This window comes from Pseudomonas sp. GZD-222, from assembly GCF_049310525.1.
GTDB lineage: Bacteria > Pseudomonadota > Gammaproteobacteria > Pseudomonadales > Pseudomonadaceae > Aquipseudomonas.
In genome coordinates this window covers 31,750-48,946 of sequence record NZ_JBMOWO010000008.1, presented here as the reverse complement: position 1 = coordinate 48,946, position 17,197 = coordinate 31,750, and the positions used below count along the sequence as shown (strand labels likewise).

Annotated in this window: 17 protein-coding genes; 2 read left to right on the top strand and 15 right to left on the bottom strand. The window is 61.1% G+C overall.

The window, feature by feature from the left end; all coding sequences use genetic code 11:
• Nucleotides 1-75 precede the first annotated feature (75 nt).
• From ACO6VD_RS01395 to ACO6VD_RS01340, 12 genes are all read right to left on the bottom strand, one after another.
• Nucleotides 76-855, bottom strand: coding sequence for a TatD family hydrolase (locus ACO6VD_RS01395; RefSeq protein ID WP_422416513.1), 780 nt, complete (start codon nucleotides 853-855; stop codon nucleotides 76-78).
• 42 nt (nucleotides 856-897) lie between these two features.
• The gene (locus ACO6VD_RS01390) at nucleotides 898-1,884 is read right to left on the bottom strand and encodes a DNA polymerase III subunit delta' (protein ID WP_422416511.1); all 987 of its coding nucleotides are present in this window, start codon (nucleotides 1,882-1,884) and stop codon (nucleotides 898-900) included.
• Nucleotides 1,877-2,509, bottom strand: a complete 633-nt coding sequence (tmk, locus tag ACO6VD_RS01385; protein ID WP_422416509.1) for a dTMP kinase — start codon at nucleotides 2,507-2,509, stop codon at nucleotides 1,877-1,879. Before tmk ends, ACO6VD_RS01390 begins: the two co-directional genes overlap by 8 nt.
• A gap of 19 nt (nucleotides 2,510-2,528) precedes the next feature.
• Entirely contained in the window at nucleotides 2,529-3,716 is a 1,188-nt protein-coding gene (mltG, locus tag ACO6VD_RS01380) for an endolytic transglycosylase MltG (protein ID WP_422416507.1), read from the bottom strand.
• A gap of 3 nt (nucleotides 3,717-3,719) precedes the next feature.
• Nucleotides 3,720-4,535 carry an aminodeoxychorismate lyase gene (pabC, locus tag ACO6VD_RS01375; RefSeq protein WP_422416505.1) on the bottom strand — a complete coding sequence of 272 codons (816 nt, stop codon included), beginning with the start codon at nucleotides 4,533-4,535 and terminating at the stop codon, nucleotides 3,720-3,722.
• On the bottom strand, nucleotides 4,535-5,779 hold the full coding sequence (fabF, locus tag ACO6VD_RS01370) for a beta-ketoacyl-ACP synthase II (protein ID WP_400172560.1): 1,245 nt from the start codon (nucleotides 5,777-5,779) through the stop codon (nucleotides 4,535-4,537). Before fabF ends, pabC begins: the two co-directional genes overlap by 1 nt.
• A 104-nt stretch (nucleotides 5,780-5,883) precedes the next feature.
• Nucleotides 5,884-6,120, bottom strand: coding sequence for an acyl carrier protein (gene acpP, locus ACO6VD_RS01365; protein WP_003175607.1), 237 nt, complete (start codon nucleotides 6,118-6,120; stop codon nucleotides 5,884-5,886).
• A gap of 195 nt (nucleotides 6,121-6,315) precedes the next feature.
• Entirely contained in the window at nucleotides 6,316-7,056 is a 741-nt protein-coding gene (gene fabG, locus ACO6VD_RS01360; RefSeq protein ID WP_400172559.1) for a 3-oxoacyl-ACP reductase FabG, read from the bottom strand.
• A 16-nt stretch (nucleotides 7,057-7,072) separates the two neighbouring features.
• Nucleotides 7,073-8,011, bottom strand: a complete 939-nt coding sequence (gene fabD, locus ACO6VD_RS01355) for an ACP S-malonyltransferase (RefSeq protein ID WP_422416502.1) — start codon at nucleotides 8,009-8,011, stop codon at nucleotides 7,073-7,075.
• 129 nt (nucleotides 8,012-8,140) lie between these two features.
• A complete protein-coding gene (gene plsX, locus ACO6VD_RS01350) occupies nucleotides 8,141-9,151 on the bottom strand; it encodes a phosphate acyltransferase PlsX (RefSeq protein ID WP_422416500.1) in 1,011 nt (336 codons plus the stop codon).
• Nucleotides 9,152-9,154: 3 nt separating this feature from the next.
• On the bottom strand, nucleotides 9,155-9,337 hold the full coding sequence (rpmF, locus tag ACO6VD_RS01345; protein WP_010223221.1) for a 50S ribosomal protein L32: 183 nt from the start codon (nucleotides 9,335-9,337) through the stop codon (nucleotides 9,155-9,157).
• A 13-nt stretch (nucleotides 9,338-9,350) separates the two neighbouring features.
• Nucleotides 9,351-9,878 carry a YceD family protein gene (locus ACO6VD_RS01340; protein WP_045187160.1) on the bottom strand — a complete coding sequence of 176 codons (528 nt, stop codon included), beginning with the start codon at nucleotides 9,876-9,878 and terminating at the stop codon, nucleotides 9,351-9,353.
• 95 nt (nucleotides 9,879-9,973) lie between these two features.
• Here ACO6VD_RS01340 and ACO6VD_RS01335 point away from each other — a divergent pair, with 95 nt between their 5' ends.
• Nucleotides 9,974-10,549: a Maf family protein gene (locus ACO6VD_RS01335; RefSeq protein ID WP_422416498.1), complete on the top strand. Its 576-nt coding sequence runs from the start codon at nucleotides 9,974-9,976 to the stop codon at nucleotides 10,547-10,549.
• Between the two features lie 133 nt (nucleotides 10,550-10,682).
• Here ACO6VD_RS01335 and ACO6VD_RS01330 read toward each other — a convergent pair whose 3' ends face one another.
• Genes ACO6VD_RS01330 through rluC form a run of 3 tightly spaced genes read right to left on the bottom strand, consistent with a single transcriptional unit; the run spans nucleotide 10,683 to nucleotide 13,296 of the window.
• Nucleotides 10,683-11,666: a S49 family peptidase gene (locus tag ACO6VD_RS01330; RefSeq protein ID WP_422416496.1), complete on the bottom strand. Its 984-nt coding sequence runs from the start codon at nucleotides 11,664-11,666 to the stop codon at nucleotides 10,683-10,685.
• 6 nt (nucleotides 11,667-11,672) lie between these two features.
• Entirely contained in the window at nucleotides 11,673-12,350 is a 678-nt protein-coding gene (locus ACO6VD_RS01325; protein WP_422416494.1) for an HAD family hydrolase, read from the bottom strand.
• Nucleotides 12,340-13,296 (bottom strand): 23S rRNA pseudouridine(955/2504/2580) synthase RluC, encoded by a 957-nt coding sequence (gene rluC, locus ACO6VD_RS01320; RefSeq protein ID WP_422416492.1) that lies wholly within the window; start codon nucleotides 13,294-13,296, stop codon nucleotides 12,340-12,342. The genes ACO6VD_RS01325 and rluC overlap by 11 nt, the downstream gene beginning before the upstream one ends.
• 746 nt (nucleotides 13,297-14,042) lie before the next feature.
• Between rluC and rne the strand changes: the two genes are divergently transcribed.
• On the top strand, nucleotides 14,043-17,162 hold the full coding sequence (rne, locus tag ACO6VD_RS01315) for a ribonuclease E (protein ID WP_422416490.1): 3,120 nt from the start codon (nucleotides 14,043-14,045) through the stop codon (nucleotides 17,160-17,162).
• Nucleotides 17,163-17,197: the final 35 nt, after the last annotated feature.

Sequence of the window (17,197 nt, the reverse complement as noted above, 5' to 3'; positions counted from 1 at the left end):
TTTCCTCCCGCTCGTTTGTTCTTTCCCCCACCCCCCCCCCGACCCCCCCCCCCCCGCTCCCACCGAAACCAGCTCCTACAGACGCGCCAGTGGGAACAGGCGCTTGAAGTTGGCGGTGGTCTGCTGCGCCAATTGCTCGTACTTTTCACCTCGCACCATGGCCACGAACTCCGCTACCTCCCGCACATACTCCGGCAGATTCGGCTTACCGCGATGCGGAATCGGCGCCAGGTAAGGCGAGTCGGTTTCGACCAGCAGGCGATCGGCCGGCACTTGCCGGGCAACGTCGCGCAAGGCATCGGCATTGCGGAAGGTGACGATACCGGACAACGAGATGTAGTAACCCAGGTCCAGGGCCGCCTTGGCCATGTCCCAGTCTTCGGTGAAGCAATGCAGCACACCGGCCTGACTCAGGTCTGCTTCGCGCAGCAGGGCCAGGGTGTCGGCACGCGCAGCACGGGTGTGAATGATGACCGGCTTGCCGGTCACTTGCGCCGCCTGCAGGTGCAGGCGGAAAGAATCCTGCTGCACTTCGGCGGCTTCTGGCTCGTAGTGGTAGTCCAGTCCGGTTTCACCGATCGCCACCACATGCGGGTGCTCGAGTTCCTTGAGCAGCCACGCCAGCGGCGGTGCGCCATCGGGTGTCAGGTCGAGCGGATGGATACCCACCGAACAGTCGACGTCGCTATAACGCTCGCTCAGGTCCTTGACCGCCTTGGCGTTGTCGGCACTGACGCCGATACACAGGAAGTGACCGACACCGCGGGCACGGGCAGCATCCAGAGCTGCATCCAGAGAGCCCTGATGAGCAGTGAGGTCGAGACGGTCGAGGTGGCAATGGGAATCTACAAGCATGGGCACATGACAACGCTGAATGAAATAAAGGGACAGCCCGGCTCAACGCTGGCCGGGCAACATGGCCCAGGAGGCCAGCAGTGCTTCGAGCAACAGCACGCGATTGAGATTGGCCTTGCCCAGGACTTTCTGGCGCTGCGCGAGGATCCAGTCCTGGATCTCCAGGACCTTGCTCTGGCCGCTCTTCTGCGCCAGGTACTGCACGACCTTGCGCATATCGCTCAAGCCTAAACCTTCCTCGTCCTCGGTCAACTGATAGCGCAGGACCAGACTCGACCAGTCGCAGAACCAGTCGAACAGCTGCAGCAAGGGTATGGCATTCCAGGCTTCGGCCAGCTGGCTGGGAGATTGCTGCTGCTTGAGCAGTTTCTTCACCCCGTCGACCACCAGCGCACGCTGCTCACGCACACCCTGCGCCTGCAGACTGACGGCCGCCAGCGGCGAACCGGCAGCCAGGCTGAGCAACTCAAGGCGCTCCTGCTCACCGCTGTCCGGCAACGCCTTGCTCAACCAGTCCAGGCTCTGGGCAGTACCGGGCAATGGGCATGCCTGCTGCACACAGCGACTCTTGATGGTCGGCAACAGACGGCTTGGCTGGTGGCTGACGAGCAGCAACACGGTATTGCCGGAAGGCTCTTCGAGGCTTTTGAGCAAGGCGTTGGCGGCATTGATATTCATCGCTTCGACCGGCTCGATGAGCACTACTTTACGCCCACCCAACTGCGCGGTCTGGACCACGAAGGACACCAGGTCGCGCACCTGGTCGACCTTGATCGGCTTGTCGGCCTCCTCCGGCTCCAGCACATAGTTGTCTGGATGGCTGCCGGCTGCCAGCAACAGGCATGACTTGCACTGCCCGCAGGCCTGCAGGTTGGCAGGTCGCTGGCAGAGCAACAACGCCATCAGGCGTTCTGCCAGGGCGCGCTTGCCGATGCCTTGCGGGCCATGCAACAAATAGGCATGCGCATGCTGGGTGCGCCCGGCCAGCTGCTGCCACAAGGCCTGCTGCCAGGGGTAGGCCTCAGCCACGGCAACGCACCAGGATCTGTGGCAGCAAGGCGTCGAGCGCTTGCTGCACCTGTGCCAGCGACTGCGAGGCGTCGATCAGCGTGTACTGCTGCGGGGCGGCCTGGGCACGCGCCAGGTAAGCCTGACGTACGGCCTCGAAGAAGGCCTGGCCTTCTTGCTCGAAACGATCCAGGCGACCACGGGCCGCCGCACGGGACAGGCCAATTTCCACCGGCAGATCGAAAACCAGGGTCAGATCCGGGCGCAGATCGCCTTGAACAAACTGCTCCAGAGTAGCGATGCGCTGCAGCGACAGGCCACGACCTCCGCCCTGATAAGCGTAGGTAGCATCGGTAAAGCGGTCACAGAGCACCACGGCACCACGGGCCAGGGCCGGACGAATCACTTCTGCCAGATGCTGGGCACGGGCAGCAAACACCAGCAGCAGCTCGGTGTCGGCATCCATTTTTTCATCGCTGGGGGCCAGCAGCAGCTCGCGGATCCGTTCGGCCAGTGGGGTGCCACCAGGCTCACGTGTCAGTACCACATCCACGCCCTGGGCGCGCAAGTGCTCGGCAAGGTACTCACGGTTGGTGCTCTTGCCCGCGCCTTCGGGACCTTCCAGGGTGATAAACAAGCCGCTCACAGGCAGTCCTTACAGTTGATCATTGCGAAGAGGTTTCACTGGCCGGTGCCGACGCTTCAGGCACAGGCTCAGGAGATGCCTCAGTGGTGGATTCCGGGGCCTGTGACTCGACGCCTGGCGCTTCCTCAGGGGCCGCTTCAGGCGCCGCTTGGGGCTCAACTTCAGGCTCGATTACAGGTGCCGGGCTCGACCGGTAGTCGGCACGGCGCTTGATCTGGTACTCGCGGACCGCCGAGTTATGCGCATCGAGGTCGTCGGAAAAGATATGACTACCATCGCCGCGAGCGACGAAGTAAAGGCTGCTGCCCGGCGTCGGATTCAACGCGGCATGAATTGCCTCACGGCCGACCATGGCAATCGGCGTCGGCGGCAACCCGGCGTTGGTGTAGGTATTGTAAGGCGTCGGCTCGCGCAGGTCGGCGCGGGTGATCTTGCCGTTGTAGCGCTCGCCCATGCCGTAGATCACGGTCGGGTCGGTCTGCAGCAACATGCCGATGCGCATACGGCGCACGAACACGCCTGCGATCTGGCCGCGCTCCTGGGGCACACCGGTTTCCTTCTCCACCAGCGATGCCATGATCAACGCCTGGTACGGATCGCGATAGGGCAAATCGGTAGGACGCTCCGCCCACTCCTTGGCCAGTACCTCATCGAGACGCGCGTAGGCCTGCTGGAGAAACTCTACATCCGACATCCCGCGCACAAAGCGGTAAGTATCGGGGAAGAACCGCCCCTCCGGGAAAACCCCAGGGTGACCCAGCTTGTCCATCACCTCGGCATCGCTGAGGCTATCAAGGGTCTGCTTGATCTTTTCGTGCTTGGCCAACGCCGAACGCACCTGACGGAAATTCCAGCCTTCGACCAGGGTCAGACTGTACTGCACAACGTCGCCACGGCGCCACACCTCGAACAGGTCGCGCACCGTCATGCCAGGAGTCATGCGGTACTCGCCGGTGTGCAATGGCACACCGGCCATGTTGAAGCGCCAGTAAAGCCGCAGCCAGAAGGCATCATCCAGCAGGCCCTGGCTCTCCATGCGGTAAAACATGCGATTGGGGTTGGTACCGGTGGGTACGTCGAGCAGTTGCTCCTGGCTGATGTGCAGGTTCTGCTCAAGTGCCGAATTCACTTTCCACGCCGAAAAGCCCAATATCAGGCCTGCCAGAATCAATCCGGTTTCCAGCAGCACCAAGAATTTACGTCTCACAAATCAAGCATCCAGTAACGTACGGGCAATGGCCTGCAGTTTACGGGTGAGCGGACCCGGCGACCAGTTCAGCGATGCAAATGCTCGCACCGGCCAGATACCGTAAACGCTGTTGCAGACGAAAACCTCATCGGCCTGCTCCAGATCCCGCAGGGAAAGATCGCTAATGCGCAGGGCGATTCCGGCCACGCCAGCCTGCTCGATCAGGGCGGCGCGCATGACCCCGGCCACACCACAACGGCTCAGATCAGCCGTCAGCAACTCGCCGTCACGCACCAGGAACAGGTTGCTGAAGACCCCTTCGATGATGCGACCGGAAACATCGCGCATCAATCCTTCGGCATGCTCGGTATCTTGCCATTCGGCACGCGCCAACACCTGCTCAAGGCGATTGAGGTGTTTGAGTCCGGCCAGCAGCGGTTGTTCCGCGAGACGAGTGTTACAGGGAAAAAGACCAATACCCTGCTCGGCATGCTGAGCGGGATACGCGGGCAGAGGACTACTCTGAAGAATACGCCGTGGTGCCGCACCAGCAGCAGGCGCATAGCCGCGCTGACTGTCACCACGGACGAGAATCAGTTTGAGTACGCCGTCACCCAGCACGCTGGCATAACGGCATAGCTCTTCGCGAATCAGGCCGTGATCGGCGCTGATCGCCAGGCGCTGGCAACCCAGCGCCAGGCGCTCGAGGTGATACTCGAGCAATGATGGCCGACCGGCCCTGACCGCGATGGTCTCGAACAGACCATCGCCGTAGGCCAGCGCGCGGCTTTGCAGGTTGACTGCATCTGCCGCCTGGCCATCAATCCAGCTGTGCATCAGCCGGCGAACCGGCGGAACACCAGCGAGCCGTTGGTACCGCCAAAACCGAAAGAGTTGGACAGCACGGTGTCGATCGGCATGTTGCGCGCTTCATGCGCCACGAAGTCCAGGTCGCAACCTTCGCTTGGCTCATCCAGGTTGATGGTCGGCGGCGCTACCTGGCTGTTGATCGACAGCACACTGAAGATCGCTTCCACTGCACCGGCAGCACCCAGCAGGTGGCCAGTCATCGACTTGGTCGAACTGACCGCCAGCTTGTAGGCGTGATCACCGAACACCGACTTGATCGCCGAGGCTTCCGCCAGGTCACCGGCTGGAGTCGAGGTGCCATGGGCGTTGATGTAGTTCACCTGATCGGCATTCAGGCCAGCGTCACGCAGGGCATTGACCATGCAACGCGCGGCACCGCTGCCATCTTCTGGCGGCGAAGTCATGTGGTAGGCGTCGCCACTCATGCCAAAACCAACCAGTTCGGCATAGATGGTCGCACCACGGGCCTTGGCGTGTTCGAGCTCTTCCAGCACCAGCGCACCGGCACCGTCGGCGAGGACGAAACCGTCACGGCCTTTATCCCACGGACGGCTGGCACGGGTCGGGTCGTCATTGCGGGTCGACAGCGCGCGCGAGGCACCGAAGCCGCCCATGCCCAGACCGCAAGCCGCCATTTCCGCACCGCCAGCGATCATCACGTCGGCTTCACCGAAGGCAATGTTGCGCGCCGCCATGCCGATACAGTGGGTACCTGTGGTGCACGCCGTGGCAATGGCGTAGTTAGGTCCCTGTACACCCAGGTGGATCGACAGGAACCCGGAAATCATGTTGATGATCGAACCCGGCACGAAGAACGGCGAAATGCGCCGCGGGCCCTGCTCATGCAAAGTCCGGCTGGTTTCTTCGATATTGGTCAGGCCACCGATACCCGAGCCCATGGCTACGCCAATGCGCTCGCGGTTGGCATCGGTCACTTCCAGGCCGGAATTGCGCACAGCCTGAAAACCGGCTGCCAGGCCGTACTGAATGAACAGATCGAGCTTGCGGGCTTCCTTGACCGACAGGTATTGCTCAACCTCGAAGCCCTTTACCGAGCCGCCAAAACGGGTGGAGTAGGCAGACAGGTCCGTATGTTCAATCAGACCTATGCCACTGCGGCCAGCCAGAATGCCCTGCCAACTGCTCGGCACATCCGTACCCAGTGGCGACAGCATACCCATACCGGTGACCACGACGCGTCTACGCGACACAGCACTCTCCTTATTCAATTGACTACATCTCTTGTAAAGAAAAAACCGCACGCCAGTAACGGCAGTGCGGTTTTTCCATGACAAGAAGCGACGACTACAACGTCTTAAGCCTGGTGGCTGGTGACGTAGTCGATAGCAGCTTGAACAGTAGTGATCTTCTCGGCTTCTTCGTCAGGGATTTCGGTCTCGAATTCCTCTTCCAGAGCCATCACCAGCTCAACGGTGTCAAGGGAATCGGCACCCAGATCTTCGACGAAGGAAGCAGTGTTCACTACTTCTTCTTCTTTAACGCCCAGTTGCTCGGCGACGATTTTCTTGACGCGTTCTTCGATGGTGCTCATACCTTGTTTTCACTCCTAATGGACATATGTCAGGCGGCTGGCCGGTGTGTAAGTGTATAGAAAGACGTCTGCTTTTCAAGCGCAACACGCCTCGCCAGACCACACCTGCCAACCGACTAGAATCTGGTTGCAGCTTTATAACGGATTTTAGACAGCTCGTATGACATTTTTTTGAAGCAATCCGTCACATCGGATTTACATATACATGCCGCCGTTGACCGGAATCGTTGCGCCAGTCACATAACCCGCGCCTTCGGAAGCCAGGAAAGCCACGACATTGGCGATTTCCTGAGCCTGGCCCAGACGCCCCAAAGGGATCTGGGTCTGCAGCGCTTCACGCTGAGCCTCAGGCAGTTCACGGGTCATGTCGGTGTCGATGAAACCCGGGGTAACCGAGTTGACGGTGATCGCACGCGAGCCGACTTCACGCGCCAGTGCACGGCTGAATCCTTCCAGGCCGGCCTTGGCTGCCGCGTAGTTGACCTGCCCGGCATTACCCATGGCGCCAACTACCGAACCGATGCTGATGATACGACCCCAGCGCGCCTTGGTCATGCCGCGCAGCACGCCCTTGGACAGACGGTAGAGGCTGTTCAGGTTGGTGTCGATGACGTCGAACCACTCGTCGTCTTTCATGCGCATCATCAGGTTGTCACGGGTGATGCCGGCGTTGTTGACCAGAATGGTCGGCGCACCGAACTGCTCCTGGATCTTGGCCAGGACAGCAGCGACGGATTCGTCGCTGGTCACGTTCAGCTCCAGACCGGTACCGGTGATACCGTGCTCCTTGAGGGTCGCGGCGATACGCTCGGCGCCCGAAGCGGAGGTGGCAGTACCGATGACGGTAGCGCCCAGACGACCCAGTTCCAGGGCGATAGCCTGGCCAATACCACGGCTGGCGCCGGTAACCAGTGCAACTTTACCTTGCAGGCTCATGCAAGCTTCTCCTAAATCAGGCCAGCGCCGCACGGGTGGCGGCGAAAGCATCCGGGGTATTGAGGTTAGAGGTGTTCACGCCTTCGGCGCAGCGCTTGTTCAAGCCCGCCAGGACCTTGCCCGGACCGCACTCGACCAGCTCCAAAGCGCCGTTGGCGGCCAGGGTCTGTACGCACTCGACCCAGCGAACCGGCTTGTACAGCTGCTCAAGCAGATCGCGCTTGAGGGTGTCGAGGTCAGCAGCCACTGCGGCGCTGACGTTCTGCACCACAGGAATCTGCGGGACCTGCCAGTCGATGGCATTGACCGACTCAGCAAAGCGCTCGGCAGCCGGGCGCATCAGCTCGCAGTGCGACGGTACGCTGACCGGCAGCGGCAGTGCGCGCTTGGCACCGGCAGCCTTGCAGGCTTCCATGGCACGCTCGACAGCGGCCTTGGCACCGGCGATCACGACCTGACCCGGGGAATTGAAGTTAACCGCGCTGACCACTTCGCCCTGGGCTACTTCAGCGCAGATACCCACGACAACAGCGTCATCCAGACCGAGGATTGCCGCCATGGCGCCCTGCCCGGCCGGAACGGCCTCTTGCATGAGTTCGCCACGACGCTTGACCAGCTTCACGGCGTCACCCAGGCTCAGGCTGCCTGCGGCAACCAGCGCGCTGTACTCGCCCAGGCTGTGACCGGAAACGAAAGCCGGACGCGCACCGCCCTCTGCCAGCCACAGACGCCACAGGGCGATCGAGGCAGTGAGAATGGCCGGTTGGGTTTTGTCGGTTTGATTGAGTTGCCCTTCCGGATCTTCCTGGGTCAACACCCAGAGATCATAGCCCAGAGCCTCGGAGGCCTCGCGGAAGGTATCAATGACCAGTGGATACTGGGCGCCCAGCTCGGCAAGCATGCCGAGGGACTGCGAACCTTGACCGGGAAAGACGAATGCGAGGGATGCAGACATTGAACAAGCCCCTAATGATCTTGTCGTCGGAAATGAAGCGCCCAGCACCAGGCTGAGCACAAGAAACTGAAGACTTGGATGATAACGAGGACCAAGCGGTCACATTTAACCACTTCCTGCGGCATATGCCTAAAGCAACAGGTCTTCCAGACGTCCGTGCAGGCGCTGCGGCAGGTTCTCCTGGATTTCGATCAAGGCACGCTGGATAGCGCTCTGAAAGCCCTGCACGCCAGCAGAACCATGGCTCTTGATGACGACACCCTGGAGCCCGAGAAAGCTTGCGCCATTATGTCGCGCCGGCGCCAGGTCGGCCTGCAGACGCTTAAGCAGCGGCATGGCTAGCGCACCGGCCAGGCGCGCGCCGAGCCCACCTTTGAACAGGGCCTCGATGCGTGCACCAATCATCGTCGCCAGACCTTCGCTGGACTTGAGCAGAATGTTGCCGACGAAGCCGTCGCAGACCACCACATCCGCTTCCCCACGATAAAGGCCGTCGCCTTCGACGAAACCGATGTAGTTAAGCCCCCGGGCATTCTGCAGCATGCTGGCGGCGAGCTTGACCTGCTGATTGCCCTTGATGTCTTCGGTGCCGACATTCAGCAACGCCACGCGCGGGCGCGAGATACCCAGGGCTTGCGCAGCCACCGAGCCCATCACGGCGAACTGGAAGAGATTGTCGGCACTGCAGTCGACATTGGCCCCCAGATCGAGCAGCTGACAGTACCCCGCCTGAGTAGGAATGGCCGCCACCATCGCGGGGCGATCAATACCGGGCAGAGTCTTGAGGACATAGCGAGACAGCGCCATCAGCGCACCGGTATTGCCCGCACTCACGCAGGCCTGAACCTTGCCATCACGCAATAATTCCAGGGCGACGCGCATCGACGAGTCAGGCTTGCCACGCAACGCTTGGGACGGCCGCTCATCCATGCCGATCACTTCGCTGGCAGCAACAATCTGCAGGCGTGCGCGATCCGCTGCCGACTGGCCAGCGACAAGATCTTCAAGGAGGGAGGGTTGACCGACAAGGGTCAGGTGTAGCGAGGGTGTAGCCGACAGGCAAGCAATACTCGCCTGAACAATGCTGCGGGGACCGAAGTCCCCGCCCATTGCGTCAATCGCGATGATCTGAGCGGACAAGGATTACTCGTCAGCGCCCTTGTCGATCACTTTACGACCACGGTATACGCCTTCTGGCGATACGTGGTGACGCAGGTGTACTTCACCAGTGGTTTTCTCTACGGACAGAGCGTTTTCCGAGAGAGCGTCGTGCGAACGGCGCATGTCACGGGCAGAGCGGGATTTTTTGTTCTGCTGAACAGCCATAATTGATTAACTCCTAAACGTTTGGGTCACGCTTTAACTGCGCCAATACACTGAACGGGTTGGACCGTGTTACCTCGTCCTTGCTCGGTTCGGGCTCATCGGCGCCCGCCGGCTGCTGGCATTCTTCCGGATGATGAGCAGGCACGATGGGCAGGGCGAGCAAAAGCTCCTCCTCGACCAAAGCCTGCAGATCCAAAGGATCTTCGCCCAGTTCCAGCACGTCATAACCTTTCGGCAACGACTGGGTATTCGCACCCTCCTTCACCACGGCGTAAGTACATTCGCTGTGGATCGGCAGGGTGACCAGCTCAAGACAACGCTGGCAAACCATTTTGACTTCGACGCTCAGGTCGGTGTGGATAACCACAGCCTTCTGCTCGTCTCGCTCAAAATCGAATTTAGCCTGCACCGTACCGACATTGTCGGAAAGCGGGTCGCAGAGTCTCTCCAAATCGGCGAGCTGCAGTGTTCCTTCGAGGGAAACACCACGATCGGCCAATTTGCGCGGGTCAACGTGAGGTGGAATCGGGTCATTCAACATAGGCGCAGCATTCTAGGGATGACCCCCGCCCCTGTCAAAGGAAATTCGGCTCCGTTCAGCATGTTAGAATCGTTTCACCTGCCCAGGAGTTTATCATGCTGCCTTTATTACTGGCTTCCAGCTCGCCCTATCGGCGCGAATTGCTTGAACGCTTGCGCCTTCCTTTCAGCTGGTCCTCCCCGGATATCGACGAACAGCGCCAACCCGAAGAGCCCGCCGTTGACCTGGTCAAGCGTCTGGCCCGGGAGAAAGCCCAGGCATTGGCCGCGAGCCATCCCGAACACCTGATCATCGGCTCCGACCAGGTGGCAGTGCTCGGTGAACAGATCCTCGGTAAGCCGCATACCTTCGAGCGCGCCTGCGAGCAGTTGCTCGCCGCCAGTGGCAACCATGTCACCTTCCTCACCGGCCTTGCCCTGCTCAACACCCAGAGCGGCCACTGTCAGGTCGACTGCGTACCGTTTACAGTCAACATGCGCGAACTGGACCTGGCGCGCATCGAACGCTATCTGCGCGCCGAGGAGCCTTACGACTGCGCTGGCAGCTTCAAAGCCGAAGGACTTGGCGTCAGCCTGTTCCAGAGCACCCACGGAGTCGACGCCACCAGCCTGGTTGGCCTGCCCCTGATCCGCCTGGTCGACATGCTCCAGGCCGAAGGCGTAATCCTGTAGGAGCGGGCTTGCCCCGCGATTGCGCCCTGCCTGGCAAACCGCATCGCGGGGCAAGTCGAGTCGTCGCACCGCCGCCCCCACCCAAAAAACAAAAAGCCGGCCCCAAAGGCCGGCTTCTCGATTCACGAAACAATCAGCGCAATGACGGCCCCTGGAAGCCCATCCACATCGCCAGACGCTCGGCAATGCTGGTACCCAGGCGCTTGGAGAAGCGATCAAACGGCGACTCTTCGATGGTGAAGTCGACCAGCTCCTTCTCCCCCACCACTTCGCGGGCCACGTAGCCGGCACTGCCCAGGCCATCCACCAAGCCCAGCGCCAGCGCTTGCTCACCCGACCAGATCAGGCCACTGAACAGCTCAGGGTGCTCCTTGTCCTTGAGACGCTCGCCGCGACCTTGCTTGACGCTGGCGATGAACTGTTTGTGCGTGGTTTCCAGTACACCCTGCCAGAACGCCGTTTCCTCAGGCTTCTGCGGCTGGAACGGATCAAGGAAGGCTTTGTGCTCACCAGCGGTGTAGGTACGACGCTCGACACCCAGTTTTTCCATGGTGCCGACAAACCCATAGCCGGCAGCCGTGACACCAATGGAGCCAACCAGGCTGGCCTTGTCTGCGTAAATCTGGTCCGCGGCACTGGCGATGTAGTAGGCACCGGAAGCACCCAGGTCACTGATCACCGCGTACAACTTGATTTGCGGATACTCGGCGCGCAGGCGGCGAATCTCATCGTAGATGTAACCCGATTGCACCGGACTGCCGCCCGGGCTGTTGATACGCAGGATTACTGCCCTGGTCTTCGAATCCTTGAACGCTTCGCGCAAACCACCGACGATATTGTCGGCACTGGCAGGCTCCTGGTCCGCGATCACCCCGCGCACTTCAACCAGCGCAGTGTGATTGACACTTCGGGACGCAGCCTTGTCCATGCTCATCAAGGGGCTGAACAGCGCAAGGATGCCGAACAGGTAGGCAAAGGTCAGCAGCTTGAAAAAGATCCCCCAGCGCCGCGCACGACGCTGCTCCTGCACGCCTGCCAGGAGGGTTTTCTCCAGCAGCTTCCAGCTTTTCTGCTCTTCGTTGCTGTCGGCGTCAGGCGCCTTCCATTCGTCAGCCATGCTCACCTACCCTGGAATTACTGCAGCAGGCGCGCGGCTCAGCCAGGCCTGCAAATGTGAAAAATGCTCGATACAGACTTGCGGCCCGAAAGCAGCCAATGCCTGCGGTGACATAGCCCCATAACTGACCGCCACCGAATGCATACCGGCGTTACCGGCCATCAGCAGATCGAACGACGAATCGCCGACCATCAACGCACGACCCGGCTCGACCTGGCAATGCCGCAGGATTTCTTCAAGCATCTGCGGATGGGGCTTGCCGCGACTTTCGTCGGCAGCCCGGGTGATATCGAAGTAATCCTGCCAGCCATTGGCCCGCAACACCCGATCCAGACCGCGACGCGCCTTGCCGGTAGCCACCGCCAGACGATAGCCCTGTGCGCGGAAAGCCTCCAGCGTTTCCACCACACCGTCGAACAGCGGCGACGGCTGTTCATCCAGCGCCATGTACACATCAGCATAGTGCTGACGGAATACCGCCACTTGCTCGGCATCCAGGTGTGGATACAGTGTGCTGATGGCTTCGGACAGCGCCAAGCCGATTATACCCTTGACCGCCTCGTCATCGCAGGTGGCGTGACCGGCGCGACCGGCAGCCAGATGCATGGCCTCGACGATGCGCCCGATCGAGTCCGCCAGGGTGCCATCCCAGTCAAAGATCAGCAGATCGTAATCACGCCGCACTCAAGCGCTCCACCGTTTTGGACCACATCTCGTCGACCGGCGCTTCAAGCTTGAGCTCACCACCATCAGGCAGCGGCACAGTCAACGCATAGGCATGCAGGAACAGGCGCTTGCCGCCCAGGTCGCGAATTTCACGGGTGAAATCTTCATCGCCATACTTGCTGTCGCCAGCAATGCAGTGCCCGGCATGCAGGGCGTGCACACGGATCTGGTGGGTGCGGCCGGTGATCGGGCGCGCCTCGACGATCGTGGCGAAGTCACCGAAGCGGCGCAGCACGCGGAACAGGGTCAACGCCTCCTTGCCCTCGTCGTTGACTTCGACCATACGCTCGCCGGAACGCAGATTGCTCTTGAGCAACGGGGCGTTGACCTGTTTCTTGGCCGTCGCCCAGTGGCCACGCACCAACGCCATGTAACGCTTGTCGACGCCATCACCGCGCAGGGCGGCATGCAGGTGGCGCAACATGCTGCGTTTTTTCGCGATCATCAGCAGGCCGGAGGTGTCGCGATCCAGGCGATGGACCAGCTCCAACTCCTTGGCATCAGGACGCATCTGACGAAAGGCTTCGATCACCCCAAAATTCAAGCCGCTGCCGCCATGTACGGCGATACCAGCGGGTTTATTCAGCACGATCAAGGCCTTGTCTTCGTAGACGATGGCAGCCTCGAGACGCTGAAGCAAACCCTGGGCCACCGGCACAGGTTCGTCACGCTCAGGCAGACGAACGGGCGGCACGCGCACGATATCGCCGGCCTGCAACTTGTACTCAGGCTTGATCCGGCCCTTGTTCACGCGCACTTCGCCTTTACGCAAAATGCGGTAAATCAAGGTCTTGGGAACACCCTTGAGCTTCGTTATGAGGAAATTATCGATTCGTTGGCCGGCAAGTTCCGGCGCGACCTCAATCAGCTGGACGCCGGAGGTCGGAGGGGCATTAGTCGTCATTTATCAATCATAACAATTTTTTATGGATTTGAAGCACTTAATGATTGCTGCTATAGTCGCGAACGCCGCCAAAAGCGGCTGGCCAGCGGACTCACGGCTTATAGCCGGCCCTGACCGACGCAAAATCTCTAGGACGCGAGGCCGTCCGACGGGGCTTTCGCCAGTTTACAGAAATGCCTGGAATCGCCACCAGCGCCGTGCAGAGAAGACCGATAAAAAACTTCAAGAGCGGTGTTTTGCCCTCCCCGATGTTTTTTTCGATGCCACTCTGTCAGTGCCGTCAATTTCACGCATTCATGGCAAAGGCTTCGGAAATACCAGCCTTGGACATAAAAGGCGCGGGCTCCCGAATTGGAGCTGGCGATAAATGCAACCCGTTGCGGATTCAGCGCGCGGCAGCACCCGAATTATCAGGGATACGTGTAGGGTGGAGATGCACAACCGTCGGACCGTGTAGTACTGCGTCCAGTCCACAGGCCTTTTGGCCAGGCGACCGGACCCGGTCTTGATCAAGATGCCCCTGGGTGTCCACGGCCGAAGGCTGATTCCTCCTCCTGACTGAGTGCATTTGACACCACAGCAAGCAGGACGCGTCGTCGCGACTTCGGCAGTACTGGGTTACCAGTCTGGCTCGACAGTCGCTGGACACGGGGGTGGCCCGCCACCCCTTGCGCACCTGACACCGACCGTGAGAAGTCGTGTGTGCCGAACGCCGTTTCCGGCAGCCCGGAAACCGACGGTATTACATGAAAAGAATGCTGATTAACGCGACTCAACCCGAAGAGTTGCGTGTAGCTCTGGTAGACGGCCAACGTCTCTACGACCTGGACATCGAGTCCGGTGCGCGTGAGCAGAAAAAGGCCAACATCTACAAAGGCCGGATCACCCGGATCGAACCCAGCCTCGAAGCCGCTTTCGTCGACTTCGGCTCCGAGCGCCATGGCTTTCTGCCGCTGAAAGAAATCTCCCGCGAATACTTCAAGAAGTCCCCGGAAGGTCGGGTGAACATCAAGGAAGTGCTCAGCGAAGGCCAGGAAGTCATCGTCCAGGTCGAGAAAGAAGAGCGTGGCAACAAGGGTGCAGCCCTGACCACCTTCATCAGCCTGGCTGGCCGTTACCTGGTACTGATGCCGAACAACCCGCGTGCCGGTGGCATCTCCCGTCGCATCGAAGGCGAAGAGCGCAATGAACTGCGCGAAGCCCTGAACGGCCTGGTCGCCCCTGCCGACATGGGCCTGATCGTGCGCACTGCAGGCCTTGGCCGCAGCAGCGAAGAAATGCAATGGGACCTGGATTACCTGCTGCAGCTGTGGACCGCGATCAAAGAAGCCTCGCAGGACCGCGCCGCGCCTTTCCTGATCTATCAGGAAAGCAACGTCATCATCCGCGCCATCCGCGACTACCTGCGCCAGGACATCGGCGAAGTACTGATCGACAGCATCGACGCCCAGGAAGAAGCCCTGACCTTCATCCGTCAGGTGATGCCGCAGTACGCCAGCAAGATCAAGCTGTATGAAGACAGCGTGCCGCTGTTCAACCGCTTCCAGATCGAAAGCCAGATCGAAACCGCCTTCCAGCGCGTGGTCGACCTGCCGTCCGGCGGCTCGATCGTAATCGACCCGACTGAAGCCCTGGTGTCCATCGACATCAACTCGGCGCGCGCCACCAAAGGCAGCGACATCGAGGAAACCGCCCTGCAGACCAACCTGGAAGCGGCTGAAGAAATCGCCCGCCAGCTGCGCCTGCGTGACATCGGCGGCCTGATCGTCATCGACTTCATCGACATGACCCCGGCCAAGAACCAGCGCGCCGTCGAAGAAAAGGTGCGCGAGTGCCTGGAAGCCGACCGCGCCCGTGTACAGGTCGGCCGCATCTCGCGCTTCGGCCTGCTGGAAATGTCCCGTCAGCGCCTGCGTCCTTCGCTGGGCGAAAGCAGCGGCATCGTGTGCCCACGCTGCAGCGGCACCGGCATCATCCGTGACGTCGAATCGCTGTCGCTGGCGATCCTGCGCCTGATCGAAGAAGAAGCCCTGAAGGACCGCACCGCCGAAGTTCGCGCGCAAGTGCCGATTCCGGTTGCCGCCTTCCTGCTCAATGAAAAACGCAACTCGATCACCAAGATCGAACTGCGCACCCGGGCGCGTATCGTCATCCTGCCGAACGACCACCTGGAAACCCCGCATTTCGAAGTCCAGCGCCTGCGTGACGACAGCCCGGAAGCTCAAAGCAGCCAATCCAGCTACGAAATCGCCGCTGCCGAGACCGAAGAAGTCCAGCCGACCGCCGCCACCCGCACCCTGGTTCGCCAGGAAGCCGCAGTCAAGACCGCACCGGCTCGCGCCAACGCACCGGTCCCGGCCGCTGCCCCGGAACAACCTGCTGCACCGGTACACGCCGCGCCAGAGCCAAGCCTGTTCAAAGGCCTGGTGAAGTCGCTGGTCAGCCTGTTCGCCGGCAAGGAAGAACCGGCTGCCGCCCCAGTGGTTGCCGAAAAGCCAGCCACCGAGCGTCCGCAGCGCAACGAAGAGCGTCGTAACGGTCGTCAGCAGAGCCGCAACCGCAATGGCCGTCGCGATGAAGATCGCAAGCCTCGCGAAGAGCGCGCGCCGCGTGAAGAACGTCAACCGCGCGAAGCCCGTGAAGAAACTCAGGCCCGCGAAGAGCGTGCTCCACGTCAGCCACGCGAAGAGCGTCAGCCTCGCGCACCACGTGAAGAGCGCCGCTCCCGCGAAGACCGTCCGGTCCGCGAGCTGCGCGAGCCGCTGGACGCCGCCACTCCAGCCGTGCGTGAAGAGCGTCCTGAGCGTGCACCGCGTGAAGAACGCCAGCCTCGTGAAGAACGTGCACCGCGCGAAGAGCGCAGCCCACGTGAAGAACGTGCACCACGCGAAGAGCGTGCACCTCGTGAAGAACGTGCTCCGCGTGAAGAGCGTCAACCACGTCCTCCTCGCGAAGAGCGTCAGCCAAGCCCGGTCGAGCAGGTAGCTGAAGCGACTGAAGAACAACTGCCGAACGAAGAGCTGCTGCAGGATGACAACCAGGAAGGCACCGAGGGCGAGCGCCCACGTCGCCGCTCCCGCGGTCAGCGTCGTCGCAGCAACCGTCGTGAGCGTCAGCGTGATGCCAACGGCAATGTCGTTGAAGGCTCCGAAGATGGCACTGAAGAAGGCAACGAGCCGTCGGGTGCCGAACTGGCAGCCGGTCTGGCCGTTACCGCCGCCGTCGCGACCAGCAACATCAGCGCTGAAGCCGAAGCCCAGGCCCACGTTCAAGCTGAACGCGCTACTGCAGCTGTTGAAGAGGCCGCTCCTGTAGCCGCCCCGGCAACTGTTGAAGTCGCCGCCGTAGAGGTCGTTGAAGCAATCGAGCCGGCTGTAGTCGAGCCGGTGGTAGCTGAAGATCCGAAGCCGGTTGTTGCTGAAGAAGTGGCAATCGCCCCGGTGGTCGAGCTGCCAGTCAGCGAGCCTGTGGTCGTGGTTGAGCCAAGCATCGAGCCGGTTGTCGAAGCTGCTCCTCAAGTCGCGGTAGAAGCGCCGGTTGAAGTAGCCGTCGCCGCCGAGCCGGTTGTTGAAGCACCACGCGAGCCAGAAGCTGTTCAGGCGCCTGCGGTTGAAGCCGAAGCAACCCAGCCGGTAGCCGTCGAGCCAGTAGCTGTTGTCGAGGAACAAGCCCCTGCTGCCGAGCCAGCTGTGGTAGAAGCCCCGGTAGTCACGCTGCCGAACGGCCGCGCACCAAACGACCCACGTGAAGTGCGTCGCCGCAAGCGTGAAGCCGAAGCAGCCGCTGCAGCCGCTGCTCAAGCCGCACCGGTAGAGCAGCAAGCAGAAACCCTGGAAACCGCAGAAGAGCATAAGCCGCTCGTCTGATCTTCCAGGCAATAAAAAGCCCCGCCAGGTAACTG